Origin of the sequence: Nitrospira sp. (genome assembly GCA_030653545.1) — a bacterium.
Classification (GTDB): Bacteria; Nitrospirota; Nitrospiria; order Nitrospirales; family Nitrospiraceae; genus Nitrospira_D.
Genome location: JAURZE010000038.1, coordinates 36,983 through 58,623 on the forward strand (window position 1 = coordinate 36,983; position 21,641 = coordinate 58,623).

General features: G+C 58.7%; 23 protein-coding genes, 1 tRNA gene and 1 pseudogene. 20 read left to right on the forward strand and 5 right to left on the reverse strand.

Annotation, left to right across the window (positions count from 1 at the left end; genetic code table 11):
- Positions 1-231 precede the first annotated feature (231 nt).
- From Q7U39_18320 to glgB, 3 genes are all read left to right on the forward strand, one after another.
- Positions 232-3,678 carry a LamG-like jellyroll fold domain-containing protein gene (locus Q7U39_18320; GenBank protein ID MDO9119918.1) on the forward strand — a complete coding sequence of 1,149 codons (3,447 nt, stop codon included), beginning with the start codon at positions 232-234 and terminating at the stop codon, positions 3,676-3,678.
- 140 nt (positions 3,679-3,818) lie between these two features.
- Positions 3,819-3,894: transfer RNA gene (locus Q7U39_18325), tRNA-Arg, on the forward strand.
- 121 nt (positions 3,895-4,015) lie between these two features.
- On the forward strand, positions 4,016-6,223 hold the full coding sequence (gene glgB, locus Q7U39_18330) for a 1,4-alpha-glucan branching protein GlgB (GenBank protein MDO9119919.1): 2,208 nt from the start codon (positions 4,016-4,018) through the stop codon (positions 6,221-6,223).
- A 10-nt stretch (positions 6,224-6,233) separates the two neighbouring features.
- Here glgB and Q7U39_18335 read toward each other — a convergent pair whose 3' ends face one another.
- Both Q7U39_18335 and Q7U39_18340 read right to left on the reverse strand, forming a co-directional pair.
- Complete coding sequence (locus tag Q7U39_18335; protein ID MDO9119920.1) at positions 6,234-6,782, reverse strand: peptidylprolyl isomerase; 549 nt, start codon at positions 6,780-6,782, stop codon at positions 6,234-6,236.
- Positions 6,783-6,868: 86 nt separating this feature from the next.
- Complete coding sequence (locus Q7U39_18340; GenBank protein MDO9119921.1) at positions 6,869-7,435, reverse strand: DUF882 domain-containing protein; 567 nt, start codon at positions 7,433-7,435, stop codon at positions 6,869-6,871.
- Positions 7,436-7,688: 253 nt separating this feature from the next.
- Here Q7U39_18340 and Q7U39_18345 point away from each other — a divergent pair, with 253 nt between their 5' ends.
- The 4 genes from Q7U39_18345 to Q7U39_18360 all read left to right on the forward strand — a co-directional run bounded on the left by Q7U39_18345 (position 7,689) and on the right by Q7U39_18360 (position 9,625).
- On the forward strand, positions 7,689-8,054 hold the full coding sequence (locus Q7U39_18345) for a response regulator (protein MDO9119922.1): 366 nt from the start codon (positions 7,689-7,691) through the stop codon (positions 8,052-8,054).
- 180 nt (positions 8,055-8,234) lie between these two features.
- Positions 8,235-8,579 carry a PilZ domain-containing protein gene (locus Q7U39_18350; protein MDO9119923.1) on the forward strand — a complete coding sequence of 115 codons (345 nt, stop codon included), beginning with the start codon at positions 8,235-8,237 and terminating at the stop codon, positions 8,577-8,579.
- A 1-nt stretch (position 8,580) separates the two neighbouring features.
- Positions 8,581-9,003, forward strand: coding sequence for a response regulator (locus Q7U39_18355; GenBank protein ID MDO9119924.1), 423 nt, complete (start codon positions 8,581-8,583; stop codon positions 9,001-9,003).
- A gap of 193 nt (positions 9,004-9,196) precedes the next feature.
- Complete coding sequence (locus Q7U39_18360) at positions 9,197-9,625, forward strand: VanZ family protein (GenBank protein MDO9119925.1); 429 nt, start codon at positions 9,197-9,199, stop codon at positions 9,623-9,625.
- On the opposite strand, the gene Q7U39_18365 is transcribed toward Q7U39_18360, so the two are convergent.
- Genes Q7U39_18365 through Q7U39_18375 form a run of 3 tightly spaced genes read right to left on the reverse strand, consistent with a single transcriptional unit; the run spans position 9,609 to position 12,701 of the window.
- Positions 9,609-10,037, reverse strand: coding sequence for a glycine zipper family protein (locus Q7U39_18365; GenBank protein MDO9119926.1), 429 nt, complete (start codon positions 10,035-10,037; stop codon positions 9,609-9,611). The two genes, Q7U39_18360 and Q7U39_18365, sit on opposite strands and share 17 nt — an antisense overlap.
- A gap of 25 nt (positions 10,038-10,062) precedes the next feature.
- Positions 10,063-10,917 (reverse strand): hypothetical protein, encoded by an 855-nt coding sequence (locus tag Q7U39_18370; protein ID MDO9119927.1) that lies wholly within the window; start codon positions 10,915-10,917, stop codon positions 10,063-10,065.
- Between the two features lie 44 nt (positions 10,918-10,961).
- Positions 10,962-12,701, reverse strand: coding sequence for a SagB/ThcOx family dehydrogenase (locus tag Q7U39_18375; GenBank protein ID MDO9119928.1), 1,740 nt, complete (start codon positions 12,699-12,701; stop codon positions 10,962-10,964).
- Positions 12,702-12,862: 161 nt separating this feature from the next.
- Here Q7U39_18375 and Q7U39_18380 point away from each other — a divergent pair, with 161 nt between their 5' ends.
- The 13 genes and pseudogenes from Q7U39_18380 (at position 12,863) to Q7U39_18440 (ending at position 21,640) form a co-directional block, all read left to right on the forward strand.
- On the forward strand, positions 12,863-13,276 hold the full coding sequence (locus tag Q7U39_18380) for a hemerythrin domain-containing protein (GenBank protein ID MDO9119929.1): 414 nt from the start codon (positions 12,863-12,865) through the stop codon (positions 13,274-13,276).
- Between the two features lie 223 nt (positions 13,277-13,499).
- Positions 13,500-13,922 carry a hypothetical protein gene (locus Q7U39_18385; protein MDO9119930.1) on the forward strand — a complete coding sequence of 141 codons (423 nt, stop codon included), beginning with the start codon at positions 13,500-13,502 and terminating at the stop codon, positions 13,920-13,922.
- 29 nt (positions 13,923-13,951) lie between these two features.
- A pseudogene (locus tag Q7U39_18390) lies at positions 13,952-14,737 on the forward strand (tetratricopeptide repeat protein).
- Positions 14,738-14,893: 156 nt separating this feature from the next.
- On the forward strand, positions 14,894-15,490 hold the full coding sequence (locus Q7U39_18395) for an acyloxyacyl hydrolase (GenBank protein MDO9119931.1): 597 nt from the start codon (positions 14,894-14,896) through the stop codon (positions 15,488-15,490).
- Positions 15,491-15,512: 22 nt separating this feature from the next.
- Positions 15,513-16,256, forward strand: a complete 744-nt coding sequence (locus Q7U39_18400) for a hypothetical protein (protein MDO9119932.1) — start codon at positions 15,513-15,515, stop codon at positions 16,254-16,256.
- Between the two features lie 263 nt (positions 16,257-16,519).
- A complete protein-coding gene (locus Q7U39_18405; GenBank protein ID MDO9119933.1) occupies positions 16,520-16,837 on the forward strand; it encodes a tetratricopeptide repeat protein in 318 nt (105 codons plus the stop codon).
- A gap of 15 nt (positions 16,838-16,852) precedes the next feature.
- Entirely contained in the window at positions 16,853-17,053 is a 201-nt protein-coding gene (locus Q7U39_18410; GenBank protein ID MDO9119934.1) for a hypothetical protein, read from the forward strand.
- A gap of 21 nt (positions 17,054-17,074) precedes the next feature.
- Entirely contained in the window at positions 17,075-18,172 is a 1,098-nt protein-coding gene (locus Q7U39_18415; GenBank protein ID MDO9119935.1) for a hypothetical protein, read from the forward strand.
- A gap of 2 nt (positions 18,173-18,174) precedes the next feature.
- A complete protein-coding gene (locus Q7U39_18420) occupies positions 18,175-18,975 on the forward strand; it encodes a class I SAM-dependent methyltransferase (GenBank protein MDO9119936.1) in 801 nt (266 codons plus the stop codon).
- An 81-nt stretch (positions 18,976-19,056) separates the two neighbouring features.
- Complete coding sequence (locus tag Q7U39_18425) at positions 19,057-19,368, forward strand: PqqD family protein (GenBank protein MDO9119937.1); 312 nt, start codon at positions 19,057-19,059, stop codon at positions 19,366-19,368.
- Entirely contained in the window at positions 19,352-20,263 is a 912-nt protein-coding gene (locus tag Q7U39_18430; GenBank protein ID MDO9119938.1) for a radical SAM protein, read from the forward strand. Before Q7U39_18425 ends, Q7U39_18430 begins: the two co-directional genes overlap by 17 nt.
- Positions 20,256-21,398, forward strand: a complete 1,143-nt coding sequence (locus Q7U39_18435) for a radical SAM protein (GenBank protein ID MDO9119939.1) — start codon at positions 20,256-20,258, stop codon at positions 21,396-21,398. Before Q7U39_18430 ends, Q7U39_18435 begins: the two co-directional genes overlap by 8 nt.
- The gene (locus Q7U39_18440; GenBank protein MDO9119940.1) at positions 21,395-21,640 is read left to right on the forward strand and encodes a hypothetical protein; all 246 of its coding nucleotides are present in this window, start codon (positions 21,395-21,397) and stop codon (positions 21,638-21,640) included. Before Q7U39_18435 ends, Q7U39_18440 begins: the two co-directional genes overlap by 4 nt.
- Position 21,641: the final 1 nt, after the last annotated feature.

The window sequence follows — 21,641 nt, forward strand, 5'->3', positions numbered from 1 at the left end:
GAACCGTTTTTCAGGCATTTAAAGGGTTTTTCGAAGAACATTCCTCCATAGAGACGACGGCACGGTCATTGCTCAGGCTTCCCCACCAAGGGTTCTCTATCGGTTGCTTGTCGGCTTTGAAAAGTGGATCACCTGCCCTCTGATCACTGGACCTGCTGACTCCACATCGCGGACTGCCCATTTAATCGACATCGTCGTTGTAACAACTCACTCTGGATCATGGTGTAACGAATGCCTGGAAATATTCTTCGTGTGCTGGGTGCCGTCCTCTTCGCAACATGTTTCGCGACGACCCTCCACGCTCAAACCGGCCCGACGTCCGGTCCTCTGCGCATCCATCCGACAAACCCGCGATACTTCGCCGACGCGACGGGACACCCCGTCTACTTGACCGGATCGCACATCTGGCACAGTCTTCAAGACGGAAATGCGACGGCATTCAACTATTCCGCTTACCTCGACCAGCTACGAGCCAACAACCATAACTTCATCCGCCTGTGGACTGCCGAGTCTCCCCAGGCCGACGTCGCCCTCATGCCGGCCCCGGGATTCACGGGAGCCGCCCCCTGGTACCAGAAAGCCACCCCCCTGCCCTACGCACGAACGGGTCCTGGCACCGCCGCAGACGGATCCCCCAAATTCAACCTGGCGCAATTCGATCAAGCGTACTTCGATCGATTACGCACACGGGTCATTGCGGCCCGCGACCGGGGCATCTATGTCAGCATCATGTTGTTTAATTTCCGGGATGCCTGGAATGCAAATGCGCTCACTCCCGGCCGGAACGTGTGGCGCTACCACCCCTACAATCCGAGCAACAACGTCAACGGTATCAACGGAGATCCAAACGGAAACGGCAACGGCGAAGAAACGCATACCCTGCAGCTTACCGCCGTCACACAGCTGCAAGACGCCTACGTCAGAAAGGTCGTCGACACGGTCAACGATCTGAATAACGTCATATTCGAAATCTCCAATGCCGATACGCCCGGTGACCCGGCGTGGCAATCACATGTGACGACACTGATTAGAACCTACGAGGCAGGGAAGGCCTCCCAACATGCGGTCGGAATGACCGGGGCACAAGGCACCGGCAACACCGCCCTCCTCAATAGTCCGGCAGATTGGCTGTCCTTCGTAGCGGGATCGCTCGATAACCCCAGCGATCCATTCATCAGCAGCCCCCCGGCCACCGACGGAACCAAAATCAGCATCCTCGACACAGAGCATCTCGGCTACGCGCTCTTTCAAAACAATCCGTCGGCGACAACCATGTGGGTGTGGAAAAGCTTCCTGCGTGGACATAACCCGATCTTGATGGAGGACTTGCTCAGCTCTGCAGGATTCGTAGCGGGACGATCCGCCATGGGTCACACACGTTCCTACGCCACACGAATGGACCTAGCCTCCATGGCGCCTCGAAGCGCGCTCTCGACAACCGGCTACTGCTTGGCAAATCAGGGCCGCGAGTATTTGGCCTACCAACCGGGATCCGGAAGCTTCTCCGTCGATCTCACGTCAGGCACCTACACCTACGAATGGTTCAACCCGACAACCGGTGCGGTCGCCGCCACGGGCACCGTCGGCGCCCCCGGAGGCCCGCAAACCTTCACCCCGCCGTTCAGCGGCCCGGCCGTCCTGTATCTCAATTCGAACCCCTCCTTCCCCCCCACATCAGCTGCTCATGCCACCACAGCCGGCCGCTGGACCTTCGAAGAAGGAACTGGATCGACGACAGCCGATATATCGGGGAATGGACTCCGTGGCACGCTGATGAATGGTCCCGGATGGACCACTGGAAAGATAGGTGGCGGACTGAGCTTTGACGGAGCCGACGACTATGTACAAATTCCCAATCTCGGAATGCTTTCTCCACAGAAACTAACCGTTGCTCTGTGGGTGAAGCCCTCAACATTTGCAAACAGCTATTGGAACTCCACGCTGGCAAACGTAGGGCTCCATGATTGGGTAGATGGATACTACGCGTTGGCCCTCAGCACCACAGGAAAGCTTCTCGGCTGCCTCAACATTGGCAATGGATCCGAGAACATGTTTTATCTCGAGGGACCTTCGATCAGTCTCGGCCAATGGCACCATCTCGCCATGACGTACGACAATTCGACCTTACGGCTATATGTCGACGGAATCCCGGCCGGACAGCTGCCGATCAATCGAATTCGGACCACCAACCAGGCACCACTGATTTTGGGGAGGCGGGGAGACTCCGGTCACCACTTCAATGGCGTACTCGACGATGTGGAGATCCTCAGTCAGGCCCTAAGCCCCGCCGAGATTACAGGAATAGTGAACGGAAATTCGCCAGCAACACCCACAAGCGCAGCTCTTCTGACAGCAGCATCCAGTCTTACCTCGAGTACCTTGTCTCCTGCCACTACGCCCATAGCTACTGCATCATTAGCAACCACTCCCTCTTCGGCGGCTGGTATCACCTACCGAGCATCAACGGATTTTTCCGCCGTGCAGGGGCAGCGGGGCTGGTTCTATCTCGATTCCGCAGGCACCCGCTTGACCTTTAATACCACCGCCAACCTCTGGCAAGGAACGGAGCCCTACCTCCAGCTTACCGCCGCTAACGGGCATCCGGGCGCCACGCGTGACACGGTGCGCCGCTGGGTCGCCCCGGGATCCGGCGCCGCGCAGATCACTGGAACGGTCCGGGACCTGGATACCAGGGGTGGAGGCGGCGTCACCGTCTCGATTCGCAAAGGCACCACCGTCCTCTGGCAACAGGCCCTCGCCAACGGCAATACCACCGGCATTACCTTCAACGTGACCACCCAGTTGGCGGCCGGTGAGGCCCTGGACTTTGTAATCAACCGCGGCAGCGACGGCAATAACTCGTACGACGCGACCGCCTTCGATCCATTGATCACGTTCTCCCCGACTGCAACCTCGACCACCACCCCTGCACCCACTGCAACCGGCACCTACCGGGCCTCAACGGATTTTTCCGCCGTGCAGGGGCACCGGAGCTGGTTTTATCTCAACTCTGCGGGCACCCGCTTGACCTTTAATACCGCGGCCAACTATTGGCAGGGCGCAGAAACCTATCTCTTTCTGGCAGCCAACGAGGGACATCCAGGAAACAGCAGCGACGCGGTGCGCCGTTGGGTCGCCCCGGGAACCGGCACCGCGCAGATCACCGGCACCGCACGGGACCTTAATGTAGGGGGCGGAGGCGGCGTCACCGTCTCGATTCGCAAAGGCACCACCGTCCTCTGGCAACAGGCCCTCGCCAACGGCAACACCACCGGCATCACCTTCAATCTGACCGCCACGCTCGCCGCCGGTGAGGCGCTGGACTTTGTAATCAACCGGGGCGCCGACGGCAATAACTCGTACGACTCGACCGCCTTCGATCCCACCATCACCTTCTCCTCCACCACAACAACGTCCACCACCACTCCACCGCCCACGACAGGAACCGCGGCAGTCACACTCTCGTGGAACCGGAATACCGAATCGGACCTGTCGTATTACCGCGTGTACTATGGCACCAGTTCGAGAAACTATTCGAATTCGGTCGGAGTAGGCAATACGACATCTACCACGATCAGCAATCTAACATCCGGCACGATCTACTACTTTACCCTGACAGCCGTTGACACAAGCGGTAATGAAAGCGCTCGTTCGGTTGAGGTCGCGATCAGCCGATAGAGCACCCGATGTGGTCGATCCAGGATCTCCTTCAGCGTCATCGCCCCGCGCCGACTTGACCCATGTGAGCTTGGCCATGTATAACCACGCCCTACCTCTTGCTGTCTGGGGGCCTCGTCCCTTCTTACCCAAGAGACCATGCGCCCGTAGCTCAATGGATAGAGCATCTGACTACGGATCAGAAGGTTACAGGTTCAAGTCCTGTCGGGCGCACCACTCACTCTTCGCGGCCCCTTCCCCAAAACCATCCCAATAGCCGACCACGGCGGTGATCTTCCTCATTCCCTATTCACGCTTCATGCTTTCTTCTGATCGAGTGATGCCTTAGGATAGACCTATGGCAACCCCTACCGCACTCAAGCTGGACGATCTCGAACGACTTATTACCGGCACCCATTGGAATCCGCGTGCGATCCTTGGCCCGCATCCGACTCCTCAGGGTATGGCCATCCGCATATGGCTTCCGTTCGCCGAATCCGTCGGGATTGTGCCTACCGGTCAAACCGCTCCGATCCAGGCCAAGCGCATCCACGAGGCCGGCCTCTTTGAAGCCATTCTCCCCCAACAGAAACATGCACACGACTATACGATCCGCGCGCAGGCTGCCGACGGCACCATCACGGAAAGCCATGATCCCTACGCGTTACCGCCGCTGCTGACCGATTTCGAGCTGCATCTCTTTTCAGAAGGCACGTTTTATCGAGCCTACGAATCGCTGGGCGCACACGTTCGCACGACAGAAGGCATCACCGGCGTGCATTTCGTCGTCTGGGCGCCGAATGCCGCTCGCGTCAGTGTGGTCGGTGAATTCAATCGCTGGGATGGCCGTTGCCACCCGATGACTAATCGAGGATCGACGGGACTTTGGGAACTCTTCCTCCCCGACCTGCCCGATGGAAGCCTCTACAAATATGAGATTCGGCCGCGCGGCCAGGATGCCGTCTTGGTGAAGGCGGACCCCTACGCGTGCGCCAGTGAACTTCGTCCTCGCACCGCCTCGATCGTACGTGATCTCTCTGATTTCACCTGGCACGATGAAGCCTGGATGAACGCGCGCGCGCAGCTCAATCCCTTGCGCGCCCCCATCGCCATTTATGAAGTTCATCTCGGATCATGGATGCGGGTACCGGAGGAAGGAAATCGTTGGCTCACCTATCATGAGCTGGCCTCTCGACTCATCCCCTATGTGAAGGACCTCGGCTACACCCATCTCGAACTCCTCCCCGTCACCGAGCATCCCTTCGACGGATCCTGGGGCTATCAAGCTACCGGCTATTTTTCTGCGACCAGCCGCTACGGGACGCCGGAAGACTTCATGGCGTTCGTCGATGCCGCCCATGCAGCCGGAATCGGGGTGATCATGGATTGGGCCCCCGCGCATTTCCCTGACGATCCGCATGGCCTCGCGTTTTTCGACGGCACTCATCTCTATGACCATGCCGATCCTCGCCTCGGCTATCACCCGGATTGGCACAGCCGGATCTTCAATTATGACCGTCCGGAAGTGCGCAATTTTCTCCTGAACAGTGCGCTGTTCTGGCTCGACAAGTATCACATCGACGGCATACGCGTGGACGCCGTCGCCTCGATGCTCTACCTCGACTACGGACGCAAAGCCGGCGAATGGATTCCCAATCAGTTCGGCGGCAATGAAAACCTCGGCGCGGTGACGCTGCTCAAGGAACTGAACGTCCTCGTTCATCGGGACTTCCCCGGTGCCATGACCATCGCAGAAGAATCCACTTCCTGGCCGGGTGTCTCACGCCCCACCTATACCGGCGGCCTGGGCTTTACCTTCAAGTGGAACATGGGCTGGATGCACGACACGCTCAACTATTTCGCCCACGAACCGGTGCATCGGAAGTTCCATCAAAACCAAATGACGTTCGGCTTGCTCTACGCCTTCACGGAAAACTTCGTCCTGGTTCTCTCCCACGACGAAGTCGTTCACGGCAAGCGATCATTGATCGGGAAAATGCCCGGCGATCCCTGGCAACAATTCGCCAATCTCCGCGCCCTCTATGGCTATATGTACGGCCATCCGGGGAAAAAAATGCTGTTCATGGGGAATGAGTTCGGACAGTGGAGGGAATGGAACCATGACACCAGTCTGGACTGGCATCTCTGTGAATACCCGCCCCATCACGGGTTACAGCGTTTTGTACGGGATCTGAATCATCTCTACCGGCAGGAACCGGCGCTGCACAGGGTCGACTACGAGTGGAATGGATTTCAGTGGATCGACTTCAACGACGCGGAGAATTCGGTCATCGTCTTTCTGCGAAAGGGCGAGGATGGCTCGGAATCCATTCTCTGCATAGGAAACTTTACCCCGGTTCCGCGGCATCACTACCGCGTCGGCGTCCCGACAGCGGGGCACTATCGAGAGCTGCTCAACAGCGACGCCGAACTGTACGGGGGCAGCAACATGGGGAACTCCGGCGGCGTGCGCGCCGAGGCCAGCCCCTGCCACGGCCTCCCCTATTCGCTCAACCTGACGCTTCCGCCCCTCTCCATGCTTTTCTTCAAACTGCAGCCGGAGTAGCGGCTCTCGCCTACTTGGTCTTGGCCTCTGCGCGGATCTCCAGAATTTTGACGTCGAAGTACAGGGTCTTCCCGGCCAGCGGGTGGTTGAAGTCCAACACCACCGAATCTTCTTTCACTTCCGTTACATGGGGAAACAGCGATTGCCCTTCGGGCCCCCGCGCTTCCAATTCGGCTCCGACCTTCCACGCATGCTCCGGCACCAGGCTCTTCTTCACTTCCTGAATAGCTTTCTGATCCACCTCTCCGTAGGCATCCGTGGGTTTGACGGCGATGTGCTTCTTCTCCCCGACCGCCATCCCCTCCAGCGCTTTCTCCAGTCCAGGAACAATTTCTTCCGCGCCGTGCAGATAGGTCATCGGTTCACCGCCGACATTCGATTCCACGACATCTTTCTCGTTCAGCTTCAGCGTATATTCCAGCGACACATGCTTCCCCTTCGAGACCACGACCTTCGCAGCCCCGTTCGTCGTCTCAGCCTGGATCACCGGCGCATCGACCATCGTACCCAGGAGTGCCACCAGGCACACACATCTCAGCGTAGAGAGACGAACGATCATACAATCCTCCTCAAGAATAAAGAGTCGCGACAGGTGGGAACAGGACACGAGGATACCGCGTTGGAGGTACCAAAAACTACTGGCTCTTACCAGGACCGGAACGCCCCGGAATCCAGATGCACGAATTTCGAACGGGGATAATAGCCGATGCCGCCATAGCCCAATTCAAGGGCGGCCTGTCGAATGACTTTGGGATGAATGCCAGGAATCTGTATATCGATCGCCTGACCCTGCATATGCAGGCTATTCTTCGCCGCTCGTCGGCCGGCACGAACGAGTCGCGCGTTATACTCCGGAGAACGATAGCCGGAGACGATATGAATCTCCCGATCGCCACCCAATTTCTTTTGCACTAAATTGACATGTTCCAACACTCGCACATCAATCGCTGAGACTTCGCCGGTCGCATGGCAACGCAGGATATGATTGACGTCATCCAATGCGTCCAAATCATACTCACCGGCTTCATTCCGATACGTCACATCCAGCCGCTCATCGGTCCAGACATTCAAGAAGGTCAACCGGCCTTCTGGAAGCGCCTGCGCCGCCACACGCTGGGGCCTTAACCCCGGCAACAGGGCGAGGGCCAAAGCCATCACGGAAGTTTGCAGAAACGTACGTCGGGTCCAGGCCCAATGCGATCCAGTTGTCACGAAATACTCTCCGAAGAAGGTGCGTTGCAGAGAACCGGCAGCAGATGAATCGAGTTTTATCAAAAAGGATCGGATCGGTCAATGAATATTCGTTCGATGAGTTCTTCGCTCATCTCCGTTCCAATCCGATACGCTGCTTCGCGTGATAGGCCCAGGCGAGACCGTCCCCATTCAGGCCGATCGCCAACCATTTTCTTCCTAGACACACAGCCGACAGACGGGTAAGATCGCACTCATAGATTAAGGAAAAACCATGGCTACGATTTTGATCATCGACGACGAAGAGTCCATCCGCCATCTCCTCCGCGAAGTGTTGGAAAAAGCCGGACATCAGGTGCTTGAAGCGTCCAATGGACGCGAAGGAATTGAGATCTATCAGAAGCATCCAGCCGACCTGGTCATCATGGATCTGCTGATGCCGGATACCGACGGCTTGGAAACCACGCTCCAGCTGACTCGTGAATATGTGGACGCCAAGGTCATCGCGATCACCGGCGCACAAGGCGATCGCAACTTCTTAGACGTGGCCAATCTTTTTGGTGCCAGACGAACGTTCCAGAAACCCTTCGATCTCAACAAACTCCTTCAGGCCGTACAGGAAGAACTGGCAGCCAAGTAGCCCTCCTTCCCCACCCACGAACAATCCCGGCCCTGCCTCCGCCGACATCGTTTCCCGATCGCACCCGATCCATTCCACCTCAAGTTGACAGTCTGTTGTGCCGATGAAGAAGGACAGAAGCCCCTTCTCGCGAATCGGTATGCGTAGCACATTGAACTCAACTCCGGTAGGTTTGTCAGCATGGCATATCATCGAAAAAGCCCGCGATTCGACGTCAACTTCGGGAGCACTTTCGCCGGCGAAACGCTCGCAGGCCAGGGCACTATTACCAATCTGTCCGTAGGCGGCTGCAGTATCGAATCGAAGATACCGCTACCGGCCCAGAGCATGGTCGGACTGCAGATCCAACTCCCGGACTCCCAGTGGCCACTGGAGATTGATCAGGCGGTTGTCCGGTGGGTGCGAGGCAATACCTTTGGTCTGGAGTTTCAAACACTCTCGGATCCGGACGCCGCCCGGCTTCAGCAGCTGCTTTTTGACCTCGATCAGGGGCCGCTGGTGGTCATGCAACGTCCCGCACATTGACATGCGAACCAGGACCAAAATACTGATTGTCGACGATAGCCCGGACTTCCAATTGCTTGTGAAAGCGTTCCTCTCTGAGGAAAGCTATCTCGTCCTCTCCGCAGGCGATACTCTCCAAGCCACCGGATCGGCCCTCCGCGAAAAACCCGCACTCATTGTTGTCGATATCGGGCTGCCGGGCGGAGACGGCTGGATGCTACTCGATCGCATCAAAGCCAATACCTTAACCAAACACATTCCCGTCGTCGTCGTGACGGGACAAGCTAAGATCGGCCTCGAAGAAAAATCAAAAGCTAAAGGAGCGGCCGGGTTCCTTAAAAAACCCTTCGAGAAGACCACCTTCGTCGACACCATCAACGCCCTTCTCTCCACTCCAGCTCCAAGCCCTGTTCCGCCAACCGCCACATTCTCTACATCGACATAGCCCTTTTCGCGTGACGCCTGGTCGGTTTCCCGGAGACATTGAGGCCTCTGGTCTGGCTGATAGCGAACAACTCCCCCCAGGACATGCCACGGCAGAAGCAGTATTTACTGGAAGTCTTTCTAGAGGATCTGAGAGGATCACGGAAGCCGGCGGTGATGTGACGCGCGACCTTTTAGGGAAATGCTCGACGCTTATGTGGCTGACGTTCTGGATTCTGTACAGCCTCCTCATCCTCGCCAGTGGTGTCTATGGGTCCGTCTTCGTCGGCCATTCCCATTGGGAATATGTCATTTGGCTTCCACCGTTCGACGAGATGCAATCCCTCCAATTCTGGCTGGACATTATTGTGAACGTCGCCCTCTACGCCCCCTTGGCCGTCCTGTTCCTCCAACATCGGAATTCGAACAACCGCTCAGCCCTCCTCACGGCCGTGATTGTGGGCTTACTCCTTTCCTGCACGGTCGAACTCTATCAGGTCTACTCCCACAATCGTCGCCCTTCGCCCTTGGATATTGTCTGCAACCTCAGCGGCACCATCCTCGGCGCACTACTCTGGCAGGTTTGGCGAAAATCTCTCGGGCAACCCGCTCAACCCAAAGCGCCGGCTATTCCCATCCCATAGGCTCATAGCCGCGCTCCTGCAGACAACGATTCACAAACTGCTTGAACGCCTGACTGGGCTGCGACTTCCGAAACAGGCCGCGGAGCAGTCCACCGGTTGCTCCGCTCGCCGCCCCGACCATCGCCCCGCGCCCGGGATGTCCGACGACCGCCCCGCCTACAGCGCCGGCCGCTGATCCAATCGCACCACCCGCCGTCGTACTCCCGGCCACTTGGCCGCTCTTTCCCTGGCCCGGGGTCGCTCCAGCCTCTTTGGCCATGGCTGAACAGTCCTCGATATCCTGCTCCGCAGTAGACTCCCCGACCTGGCGAAAGTGGGCATTGGGGTAGAGAATCGGCTTAGGCGCCGCGCATCCGGAAATCAGAAAGAGGCAGGAGAACAGCAATAACAACTGGTGGGACGGTGATTTCATCTCAGGAGCTTCAACGAACAGCCTGCTAACGTCCGCCCGATAGTTCTTTCCGTACAAGCCCCCGCATCATGACGGGATCGTTGTAGGCAACCTCGCTCAGCGCATCCAGGATGTGAATCCCCTTGGATGCGGCCAGGTCCTTCGCCTTCAGGTAATTCTTCGCACCGAACCGCGCCACCGACGACTGGCCGTTCACTATCTGGCAGGCCAGCACATCCGCACCGACTTCCAACGTGCCGCCCTCTTCGATCAGCTGCTTGGCTTGCGCCACCGCAATCCCGTGCAACTGCGCAAACTCCTCCAGTCCGCCCGTCTCGACCAGCCGTCCGTCCGGCATGATGCAGAGCCGTTTGAAGTGCGGCGACCAGTCCTTGCGGAAATCGATGTACTTGATATCGCCGCCCTTCGCCACAGCCCGATCGATCATGCGGTAGTCTAACCCCAGATTCTTCTGCTCCAGCTTTTCCTTCAGCTCATCCGGCAACGTGCGATGGAAGATCTCATAGGCCGCCTCGGCCATCGGGAGCGACCGGGCACGAGCCAAATGCTCCGTCTCGGCAAACTGCATCAAATCCAGGACAAACGTTCGCTTCGGCAACAGACCCGTCGGATCGATCACGCAGGCAAAGAGCCCGCGCGTCAAGAGTCCACCCTCCGCAGGATAGACATAGACCCCGCCCTGAGTCAGCAACTCCGTCATCGTCGCCAGCGGCACTCCATAGCTTTCGGACAGAATCTTGGCATGGCCGGGAAGATCTTCAGGAAGCGTCGTCGCACAAGCCGTAACGTTTCCAGGGGCATCGAATTCCGAATAGTCCTCGATGACGTTATAGAGGACCGGCAGTTTCGGCTTCTCGCTTTTCTTCTTAATCTTAAACATCCAAGACGTCCATTCAAGCTATTGGTTTTACTGAATGCGTGCCGCTATCGACTCAGATGGTGGTAGGCAGCCAATGTCATCATTCTGCGATCCTCCACCGGTCCGCCAATCGTAAAGTGATACAGCGATTGAAAGGACAAACCCTGCACGCCCAGCATCTCATGAACCGGGTCATCGAAGAAACAGCCGATCCCCGTCCCTCGCACCCCGGCCGCCTCCGCCTCCAAATACAATACCTGGCCAAGCAATCCGGCCTCCCAGAACAACCGAGGATAAAACCAGGCCCCCGCCTGACGCAAGCGTCCTTCAAACTCAGCCAACATGCCCAGCGAGAAGGCGCTGTCCGCGGCAATCTCTTGATGGCAACTCACCTGCGCCGCCGCACGCTTTGCATCACCCTCGAGCAACCAATAGAGCGCTAAGTCATCAGGGCATCCCGGCGGCTGCGTCCAGACCAGCTCCGGATTGAGCGACTGCTGGACCAGCGGCAGCTTCGCCCGATCCCGCACCAGGACATAGAGACCGGGCGCCAGCCCCTCGACGCGATGCACAAAGATCATCAAATGAATCGCCGGATCATGAGGCCACAGATCCCAGGGCATCGGCCGCTCCAACTGAGGACGTTCGGCGCGCGGCATTACCCGTTGCAGCATGCGAAAGAAGACCGCCGACGAAATCGATGTCCGTCCATCAAACGACACGGCGCTTCGACGCTGACGGATGATTTGGCCCGCCGGAGGCCCGGCGGCGCCCGTCACTCCTGAAGCGTCGATCGTCCCAGGAAGAGGACGCGACAACACCGGCTGCTCCTGCGACAACTTCCACGAAGCATCGGCGACCGCGTCGATCGCCTCCCAATGAACTCCGTGCTCCCCGCTCAGTCGATTTGCTTTCCCCTGCCAGGACACATTTGAGAAATCCTTGACCAGGGCCGCATCGAGAGAGAGGGGGATGTCTGAAGACCAGGGCTCCTCGGTCTCGCGTGGCCACAGCACACAGAGACAATCCGGATGCTCCGGTTCGACATCGGCGAAATCATCCGGGCGATTCGTGCCTAACAACAAGGCCACAGAGTTCTGCTCCACCCCGTCCAGCAGCGCCATGTTCCACCCCAACGTCGCCGCTGCGACCCGCGCAGAACCAAGGGCATGTCCAATATCATGATTGCAGTAGCGAAACGCGCGCTCCCCGTACTTCCAGGCTTCCCGCCAATGTACCGACGAGAGACCGAAGAGAAACGCTCCCGGCGGGAACGGAGCGAGCAACTGCGCGATCAGCTCAGCCGGAAATGCTGCCCGCCGCTCCAGCCCATGTTCTTTCGGCGCATAGTGGTAAAGCCCCGGCTGTATGTCGAGTCCGCCGATCTGCGGCAGGATTACATAGCCTTCCGTCGGATGGAGATTGCCGGATGAGGGATTACTCCGCAGCGCCCATTCCGTCTCTCCGCCTTTCTTCCAGGCAGACAGGGCCAGGGCAAATTCAAAAAACCGGGAAAGCGAACGCAGGGTGACCAGCTGAGAGGGAACCGCCCCCTGCTGATAGACCGCGTCATAGGCCGGCGAGATGGGCTCCTCATCCGGCTTCAATAAGGGTAACGGAATCAGCTCCGCCCCGGCGAAGCGCCGAAAGGGATCAGGCTGATTCGCCCAATCCAGATACCCCGTCGATCGGGCATAGCGATTGAAGTGATGCTTCGTCTGGATGTGATAGCGGATGACCTGATCGACCGGATCAGTTGAGAGAGGTTCTGCCGCTGGAGAGAAAGCTGGCTTATCAGTACTCATTGCAAAAGTACGAGCAGTCTACAGAGCGGCGGGGAAGAAAGTAAACGCACCCGACATCTCCGGTCTATCAAGTCGAAACCCCTAAAGACTTCGTCTTCCCCTTCCGATAAGGACCTGTCTCATTCTATTCTCGTCTATTCTCATTGCATGGGAGCCTTATCATGGCCGGACTCATTCAGGAATTGAAAGAACATCACATCCACCTGCTCTCGATTTTACAGTTGGCGAAAATCAACGGGGTTTCCACGCTCGAAACGCGGGAGCTCTTGCGCTCCGCACGAACGACGCTGCTGGATCACCTGCGTAAGGAAGACGTTGAACTCTATCCCGTCTTGCACACGGCCGCAAAGAAGAATCCCGCCATCCAAGAAACTCTGGACACGTTTGCCAGAGACATGGCTGAAACGTCGAAAGTGGCAATCGGCTTCTTCAAGAAATGGGACCAGGGCGGAACAGACCATGATCTCTCGAAGGAGTTCGGCCTGCTGCAGGCCAAACTCCTCAGCCGGATCCGCCGGGAAGAAGAACTCCTCTACCCTCTCTACGAACAAATCGCTGCAAGAAAGGCGGCATAGCCCATTGCGGATAATCACAACGGGGTTCCCGCTCTCTTGACGACTTCCCACCACAGCTCCTACGATGATGCGCGACCGGGCTTCTATTTGATACTGCACCCGATGCCGGGCTTCTGATTGGGATCGACCGGCTGTCCGGCCAGGACCACCTCCCTCGCCGGTGATCGTTGACCTCCCGTTCTCTCCCCACGTATCCTGGCCCAATACAATGTGAGGTCTACCCATGCAATTCGATGCAGCTCTTGCCGCGCAGGCGGCGTTTGAAGAAGCAGAACCTGAACTCGGGTCCGACTGGGAGACGGCCACTGAACTCGAAGAAACCTTTTCATCCAACGCCGGATCGACCGCGCGCGAAGCTTATGAGGGATTGCTCTCGCTGGCGACCCGCTATCCGCAGGCCCATGCCTTTCAAGCCTTCTGCATCTACATCACCTGGCAACAGGTGACGGAACAAACGATCGCGCACCATTTCGAGATAGGCATGCGGCTCTCCGAATCCTACCTGGCTTCGCGCGACGGGAAAGATCAGCAACACCTCGGTTACGTCACCGAACTCCTGGAATCGTTTCGCGCAGGACTGGGCCTGGATGAGGAAGACGACATTGTCGTCGAGTTCAGAAAAGACACGCCGAAAGGCGGCGACTAACCTCAGCCCACGCCTTACCGCTAACACCTCACCGGGCAATCATGTCAGACGACGATAAACACCGGGCCAGGATTTTTCTCCACCGCGGGCAGCTGGCGCAAGCCAAAGCGGCCTACGAGCAAGCCGTCACGGACGATCGCCTCGGCGACAATCCGCGTGAGCTCTCGGCTTCGCTCGGGAATCTCGGGAATGTCTGCGCCCTGTCGGGAGATTTTGAAAAGGCCGAGGCCTGCTACCGCGAAGTATTGACGATCCAACGGACTGAGCGCGACCAACAGGCCATCGCTCACACGCTGGTGAATCTGGGCAATCTCCACATCGGCGCCGGCCGCCCTGAGAAAGCCCGCCCCTACTACCTTGAAGCCCTCGATCTACTGAAACCGCTTCGCGATGACCGTGCGCTCGGGATTCTGTATCACAACCTCGGCATGGAAGAGGCGCGGCAAACCCACTGGGATCAAGCCATCGCCCACTTCACTGAAGCGCTGGAATGCCATCGCCGCATCGGCAACGAAGAGGGCCTGGCGCTGACCTACAGCCAACTCGGCAACACCTTCCTCGATTCCGGCGCCTTGCGTCAGGCAGAGAAATGCCTGAACAATGCCTCGGAGCATTTCATCAAACTGGGCAACCCACCTGAGGAAGCAGCCGTCCTCCGGCTGCTGGCCGCACTCTATGTACGCGAACGCAATTCCACCTCGGCGATTCGCTGCCTCGAACGCGTCCTGTCCCTCGATCAGCACTACCAGCTCCCGGAACTCGTCAGGGACCGCACGTTGCTCACCGAGCTTCGTCAATCTATTTCCCATCCGTAGCCACGCCCTCCGCCCCGCCTGCACTGACATTTCTCACATCTTTCTGGACAGATACAAATCCTCTGCTACCGTAGGATGGTCACAGCGATTGCATCAAGTTTCCCCCTCGCACAACCGACAAGATACTGACGTACACATGTAGAAGAAGGTGAGATCGTGCTGCTGCGTGCCCTTTGGTTGCTCCTCATAGTCGGCGCCATCGCCACTCCGGCACAGGCGACGGAATCCGTGGCTCCTCAGATCACGGTCGGCACCCAGGAAGTCGGCCTCTCCGCGGGCTACCTCCTCCCGCACCGCCTCACGCAAGATCACACGACCAAGCAGCAGGGCGTTGCCTTGATGCCGTCCTGGATGATGACCGTGACCGATCCCATGGGCGACAGCTGGTACCGCGGACAGATTTCACTGGGCGCCGAGGTGGTCTACATCCAGTTTCAAGAACCCTTTCTCACGCACGGCATGGGCTTTACGCCCAAGATCAAATACTCCATGGTCGCGCACGATCGCATTCGCCCCTACGCCGAATTTGCGGGCGGCCCGTTCTGGACCGACCTCGCCGGCAAGATTCCCGAAGAATCCTCGCGGTTCAATTTCATTCTGACCGCGGGATTCGGCTGTTCGTTCTTTCTGACGCCTCAGACGTCATTCAACCTCGGTTATCGGTTCCACCATATTTCCAACGCCGGCACGCGATATCCCAACTTGGGACTCAACTCCAGCTTGCCGTTCGGCGGATTCTCGTTTTACTTCTGACGAAGGGGAAGGGATGGACATCATGAAGCAGACAACATCCTCACGCATCATGGCAGCTCTCGTGCTCGGCAGTATCCTCTCCGGCGGCTGTACCAGGTCGATCGAGGTCATGCCATCCGCCGCCATGAGTAACGACACCGCCCCGACCTCCATTGCGAGCACTGAGCGCGTACCGCTCATTCTCGACCAGGTGAAAGTCAGTCAGAATGGAGCGCCTCAAAATCCATCCACTGAACTGGATCGCCGCCTGCTCGGCTCCTTACAAAGCCTCAAGCTGTTCTCCCATCTCTCCCTTGCCGAGCAGGGATCGCTGGCTGATAACGAGAAAGCGATCACCGCTCATCTGACCATCGACGACGCCATCGACTCCCATCCCGGCGAAGCCGCCTGGAAAGGGTTTGCGATCGGCACTTCCATGTTTCTCCTGGCGCCTGTGATGGACTTCCACTACGACTACGGAACCCACCTCACCTTAGAACTCGAGCGCTGGGACGGGACCGTCAAGACGTATCAGGCCGAGTCATCCGGCACGGCGCGGTACAATCTCTTCAGCGCCAGTCCGTCGATGATTGCGGAACTGAAGGGCCACGTGATGGAAGCCGGCATCACCGACCTCATGCACCAACTCGTCAAAGATGCCACCTTCTACAATGCCAGCAGCGCCCCCGTGACCGAACGGACTATCCATAGCGTCAGTGTCAAGGCGAAGCGTCGGGGGACTGCCGCCGTCTCCGTCTCCACCTCTGCCCCAGCCAAATTGCGCTAGCGCCAGGGGAGCACGTTCCCTCTCACCCAAACCTACCAGGCAAGCCCTGTCACACACAGACCATCCATAGCGTCAGCGTCAAGTCGAAACGTCGGGGGACTGCCGCCGTCTCCGTCTCCACCTCTCCCCCGGTCAAATCGCGCTAACGCCTGACGGGCACGCTCCCCCTCGCCCGACCCTGTCAGGCGAGTCCGTTCCACACGATGGTCTGGTCTCCCGCCGGCTCCTAATGCTATGATGCGCCCCTCACAGCGGGAGCACACATGGACATTGAAGCCTTTCGTCAAATGGTCGTCAAAAACCCCAAGGGGTTCCTCGGGCGCTACGGCCTGGGCAATAAAATTCTGCAGGAAGGCGGCAATCTGGAAGAAGCCGTTGAACACCTGCGCGTCGCCGTCCAACTGGACCCGGTGCATGTGGCGTCCCACCTGGCTCTCGGACGCGCCCTGATCGGTGTGGGACGGCCGGAAGAAGCCAAACCTGTGCTGCAAGCCGGTATCGACGCCTCCGCCTCCGGACGAGCCAATGGCGGGCGCGACCTCGTCCCTGAAATGCAGATGATCCTCCAAGGGCTACGCTAACCACGGAGACCTCCTATGACGTTGGATACAGCCAAACAGCGCATCGAATCGGCCATCGCACAGTTCGGACCGCGCGCGGCACCGATGATCGATCTGGTGATGAATGAAGTCCGTTCCGATATGGGCGCGACAGCCTTCAACGAACTGGTCGACGAGTTTGATCTGGAGTTGGAATACAACATTGCGCCGCTGGAGTCCGATTACTCCAACAGCTAACCCGTCACGAGCGACCCTTCTGTGCCACTGATCTGGTCCGCCATTTCCGCCCACGGCTACGGACACGCCGCCCAGGCCGTCCCCGTGCTGAACGAACTGGGTACGCGTATTCCCTCGCTCCGCGTCATTCTCCGCACGAACGTCCCCCGGCACTTTTTCGAATCGCGCATGACCGTGCCCTGGGAACTGCGCCCGGCCCAGATGGATATCGGGTGCCTGCAGCATGGTCCCCTCACCATGGATTGGGACGCGACCTGGCAGGCCCATCGGACCTTTCACGCACACTGGGAAGCCCGACTCAAGGAAGAAACCCTCGCCATCCAGGAGGCTCGCCCGGATCTCGTCATCGGCAATACGCCCTACCTGACCATGGCGGCCGGGGCCGACGCCGGCATACCAACAGTGGCGATCGCCAGTCTAAGCTGGGATGAGATCCTGCGAGACCATGTCGATCCGGCGCAGCCTTGGCACGCGGCCATTCTTGCGGACATCCGCCGCGCGTATGGGCAAGCCAATCTGCTGCTGCGCCTCACACCGGGCCTGCCGATGCCGGCTTTTCGCCGCGCCATCGACATCGGCCCGATAGCCCATCCGTTGCCTCCAGCACGAGCTCAGCTACGTGCACAATTGAATATCCCGAATGAGGATTCGCTCGTGCTCGTGGCCTTTGGCGGGATCCGTTTCGAAGCGCTCCCATTTGATCGCATGGAATCGATGCAGGGCCTTCAATTCTTAATCGACGGTCCAGTTCCTCCCCATCATCGTCGGGTCCATTCCCTCGCGACAATCTCAGAGCGGTTCAGCACCCTCCTGTCTTCCGTCGATGTCATCATGACGAAACCAGGCTATGGGACCACGATTGAAGCCGTAGAGGTCCAGACTCCCATTGTCTACGTCCGCCGTTACAATTTTGCCGACGAGGACTCCCTCGTCGCCTATCTGCATCGCTATGGTCGCGGCGTGGAGCTCTCCCGTAAGGACTTCCTGGAAGCCCGCTGGGAACCGGCCATTCGACAAGCGCTGACATTGCCGCCACCAGCGTTCCCGCCGCCGGCCTGTACCGGCGCGGCTGATGCGGCCATGCAGCTCCTGCCGTTTCTGCAGCCATCAGGAAGATAGCCATGCGTTTTCTGGCCATCATCGTCACGGGATGCGCGAAGCTCGTGGGCACGCTCGTCGGATGGCTCGCACAGATCCACATGTTTCTGTATGGCATCCTCCCGGCGCTCTTGCCACCCGATCAACTCAGCGCACTGATCCGTCGTTACTATGACCGCAGCTACGCGGAGGCCGGTACCCGTATTCCCCTCACCGGCTATTCCTGGTCGTTGGAGGCCTGGGAGGAGCAGATGCTGGCGCAACATCTGTCGCGGCCCGATACCATCCTCATCCTCGGGGCTGGGCTCGGGCGTGAGTCGCTCGTGCTGGCCCAACGGGGCTATGACGCATTGGCGCTGGACATTGCTCGCGGAGGATTACTCATCGGCGCCCGACGGGCCGCGTCGCTAAATCTTCCCGTCACATTCGTACAAGCGGACTTTCTCACCCCCCCGGTTCGAGCCGCGTCCGTCGCATACATCATCCTCTCCGGCGTCATGTACAGCGCCGTCCCAGGGCGTACACGACGACAGGAGTGGCTGCGACGTCTCATGCAATGCCTCAAGCCTGGTGGGAAGCTGGTCCTGAACTTCGTGATCGCCAGAGAACCGGACACGGCGCTCACTCGCATGATTCGGCGATGCGCCGCCACGATCCTCTCCTGGCCGGGAACCAACCAGACCTATCAAGACGGCGATACCTGTACCAACGGCCATTTCATGCACGTGTTCCGCGATAAAGAAGAACTGCGGACAGAGATCGCTGAGGCCGGCGCGACCCTGGTCGAGCTGAACTGGCCCGATGGCTATGCCGTCCTCTCCTGAGCCAGCGCTCCGCCGCCGCCCGCGCCCTTTTCCAAGAAATACCGCTGGAAGCCCCTTAGAGGATTTGCTATCCTCCCACCCATGAATCCTACGGCCGTCTTTTCGAAACATCCGGACTATGTCCAGCGCGACGTGGCCGGAGAATGTATCCTCGTCCCGGTGCGGCGCTCGCTCAAAGACTCCAACAGCATCTACGTCTTAAATGAAACCGGTGCAGCCCTGTGGCAGCGCCTCGACGGCACCTGTACCGTGCAGGACATCTGCGCCGCATTTATCGAGGACTACGATGTCGCTCCGGACCAATTGAATCAAGACTTCGACACATTACTGGCAGACCTTCTCTCGATCCAGGCAATCCAAGAGGTGGCGGTCGCCCATGGTCCCACAGGTTAAACTCAGCCATCTGCCGGATCGTTACCCCCTCGCCTGCCAGTGGGAGATCACCTGCCGCTGCAATCTCCGATGCGTCATGTGTTATACGGATTGTCGGAACACACCGGAATCCGTTCGCCGCGAACTCTCTACCGACGAGATCTTCCGCATCATGGATCAGCTGCTGGAGGCCGGGCTCCTTGAGCTCTGCCTGACCGGCGGCGAGCCGCTCTCGCGGCCCGACTTCTTTCAGATCTACGATTATGCCGTCTCGCGCGGACTCCTGGTGACCCTCTTTACCAACGGCACACTCATCACTGAATCCGTCGCCGATCGGCTCGCGGCTCTCCCGCCCCATCGTGTTGAAATCAGCCTTCATGGCACGACGACCGAAACCTTCGAGCGCGTCACGCAAGGAACCGGCTCCCATGCGCGTTGCCTGGAGGCGATTCGCATGTTGGCCGCCCGACGACTTCCGCTTGTCGTCAAGACCACCGCGATGACCATCAACCGTGACGAAGTACTTGCCGTCAAATCATGGGCTGCCTCGCTGGGACCGGGGGCCTTCCGCCTAGGGGAGGACCTGCGCCCAGAACTTGACGGCGGGGCCGGACCGTTTCGCTATGCCCTCTCGGCGCATGAGCTGGAGACATTGAACAGGCAGGACCCGGATCTCTGGAGCGAAGCCTGCCGGAAATCCCGAACCGATCTCCCGCCTTGCAACAGCGGCATGCAGCGCTTTCACATTGATGCCTACGGCGGCTTGCATCTCTGTTCGGGCAACCGGCGGCAGTCCTACGATCTACGACAAGGTTCATTCCGAGAAGGGTTTTATGAGGTGCTTCCGACGTTTGCCTGCGAATGGAAGACGCCGGCCTCGACGCGCCTCATTCAACCGGAAGCGCATCATGTCTGATACCCGCCCGTTGCCCATAATCCCCTACGGGACGTTTAGCCAGCATGTTCACGACCAAGCCGCCACCCGTCACCGGGTCATCAAAGCGCAACTCGAACTCACCTATCGCTGCAATCTCCACTGCCGGCATTGCTACACCGATCCGTATAACGACAGTGCCTACTTTCCGCGCGAGCTCACGTTGACCGAGATTCAACGGCTCCTCGGTGAGATGCGAAACACCGGAATCATCTGGCTGAACCTGACCGGCGGCGATATTTTCATGCGGCCGGACTTTTTCGACATTTACGAAGCTGCAATCGGTCACGGCTTCCTACTGCAGCTCTACACGAACGGCACGCTCTTCACCCGCGCGATCATCGAACGCTTGCAGGCGCACCCGCCCTTTTCCATCGACATTTCCTGCCACTCGGTCGACGAATCGCAGTTCGACTGGTTCACACAGGTGCCGGGCTCGTATCGCGCCTTTCTCCGTGGAATCGCTCTACTGCAGGCCAGCGGCCTGCCCTTTTCCCTCAAAACCAAATTGATGAACTGGAATGCAGGCGAGATGGACCAACTGCGCCGGTTCACCGAATCGAATGGTCAGACCTTCGGCTATACCACGTCCCTCTCCCCCCGCCTGAACGGAGACGGCTCATCTCTCGACTATCGCATCGCTCCCGATGCCATCCACCGACTCCGCTCGAATCGGGATGTGACCCACGAGACTGAGAATTGCCCTACACACGATCCCCTCTCTCCTCCCGCACACGAGCGCCTGTTTCGCTGCGGTTGCGGCACCGACACAATTCACATCAACGCCTGGGGCGAGCTCAGCACCTGCACGTTCCAATATGAAACACGCCTGTCGTTGCGCACTCACACCGTGCGCGAAGCGATCGAACAGACCTTTGCGGCAATACCCGGTCTGACCTACCAGACGGATTCCGCCTGCCGGACCTGTACCCTGCATACGTTCTGCGACAAGCAGCCGACGCAAGCCCGATGGGAAACCGGCCATCCGGAATCCCCGATTCCCTATGACTGTGACGTCGCCTTCGCCCGCGCCGAGTCGACCCACCAACAGCCATTGATTCATCCCCTGCATGGGCACCCCCGTCCTGCGACAGCCACAACAGGAGTCTCGTCATGAACCAGAAGAAGCCTTATACAACGCCGCAGCTGTTTGAAGTCCCGCTCGATCAGGAGCAAGCCATCTTGACCTCCTGCAGTACCGCCACCATCGCCACATCAGCGGGCGGCACTAACGGCTGCCGTCCACCTACCGGATGTAGCAATTATCCCAACGCCAGTCTGGTTGGTTGCAAACGTTCGGTCATTCCGCTGACCTACATGGGACGAACCTGTCATGACAGCGGCCCCCGCGCTTCGTAGG

What these genes read in the sequence shown, in the direction of transcription:
- Q7U39_18380 (MDO9119929.1), top strand. Translation starts at nt 12,863, where the DNA reads ATGGCCGGACTCATTCAGGAATTGAAAGAACATCACATCCACCTGCTC.
- Q7U39_18430 (MDO9119938.1), top strand. Translation starts at nt 19,352, where the DNA reads ATGGTCCCACAGGTTAAACTCAGCCATCTGCCGGATCGTTACCCCCTC.
- Q7U39_18335 (MDO9119920.1), bottom strand. Translation starts at nt 6,782, where the DNA reads ATGATCGTTCGTCTCTCTACGCTGAGATGTGTGTGCCTGGTGGCACTC.
- Q7U39_18435 (MDO9119939.1), top strand. Translation starts at nt 20,256, where the DNA reads ATGTCTGATACCCGCCCGTTGCCCATAATCCCCTACGGGACGTTTAGC.
- Q7U39_18375 (MDO9119928.1), bottom strand. Translation starts at nt 12,701, where the DNA reads ATGAGTACTGATAAGCCAGCTTTCTCTCCAGCGGCAGAACCTCTCTCA.
- Q7U39_18370 (MDO9119927.1), bottom strand. Translation starts at nt 10,917, where the DNA reads ATGTTTAAGATTAAGAAGAAAAGCGAGAAGCCGAAACTGCCGGTCCTC.
- Q7U39_18345 (MDO9119922.1), top strand. Translation starts at nt 7,689, where the DNA reads ATGGCTACGATTTTGATCATCGACGACGAAGAGTCCATCCGCCATCTC.
- Q7U39_18440 (MDO9119940.1), top strand. Translation starts at nt 21,395, where the DNA reads ATGAACCAGAAGAAGCCTTATACAACGCCGCAGCTGTTTGAAGTCCCG.
- Q7U39_18405 (MDO9119933.1), top strand. Translation starts at nt 16,520, where the DNA reads ATGGACATTGAAGCCTTTCGTCAAATGGTCGTCAAAAACCCCAAGGGG.
- Q7U39_18355 (MDO9119924.1), top strand. Translation starts at nt 8,581, where the DNA reads ATGCGAACCAGGACCAAAATACTGATTGTCGACGATAGCCCGGACTTC.
- Q7U39_18350 (MDO9119923.1), top strand. Translation starts at nt 8,235, where the DNA reads ATGGCATATCATCGAAAAAGCCCGCGATTCGACGTCAACTTCGGGAGC.
- Q7U39_18425 (MDO9119937.1), top strand. Translation starts at nt 19,057, where the DNA reads ATGAATCCTACGGCCGTCTTTTCGAAACATCCGGACTATGTCCAGCGC.
- Q7U39_18410 (MDO9119934.1), top strand. Translation starts at nt 16,853, where the DNA reads ATGACGTTGGATACAGCCAAACAGCGCATCGAATCGGCCATCGCACAG.
- Q7U39_18400 (MDO9119932.1), top strand. Translation starts at nt 15,513, where the DNA reads ATGAAGCAGACAACATCCTCACGCATCATGGCAGCTCTCGTGCTCGGC.
- Q7U39_18360 (MDO9119925.1), top strand. Translation starts at nt 9,197, where the DNA reads ATGTGGCTGACGTTCTGGATTCTGTACAGCCTCCTCATCCTCGCCAGT.
- Q7U39_18365 (MDO9119926.1), bottom strand. Translation starts at nt 10,037, where the DNA reads ATGAAATCACCGTCCCACCAGTTGTTATTGCTGTTCTCCTGCCTCTTT.
- glgB (MDO9119919.1), top strand. Translation starts at nt 4,016, where the DNA reads ATGGCAACCCCTACCGCACTCAAGCTGGACGATCTCGAACGACTTATT.
- Q7U39_18320 (MDO9119918.1), top strand. Translation starts at nt 232, where the DNA reads ATGCCTGGAAATATTCTTCGTGTGCTGGGTGCCGTCCTCTTCGCAACA.
- Q7U39_18385 (MDO9119930.1), top strand. Translation starts at nt 13,500, where the DNA reads ATGCAATTCGATGCAGCTCTTGCCGCGCAGGCGGCGTTTGAAGAAGCA.
- Q7U39_18420 (MDO9119936.1), top strand. Translation starts at nt 18,175, where the DNA reads ATGCGTTTTCTGGCCATCATCGTCACGGGATGCGCGAAGCTCGTGGGC.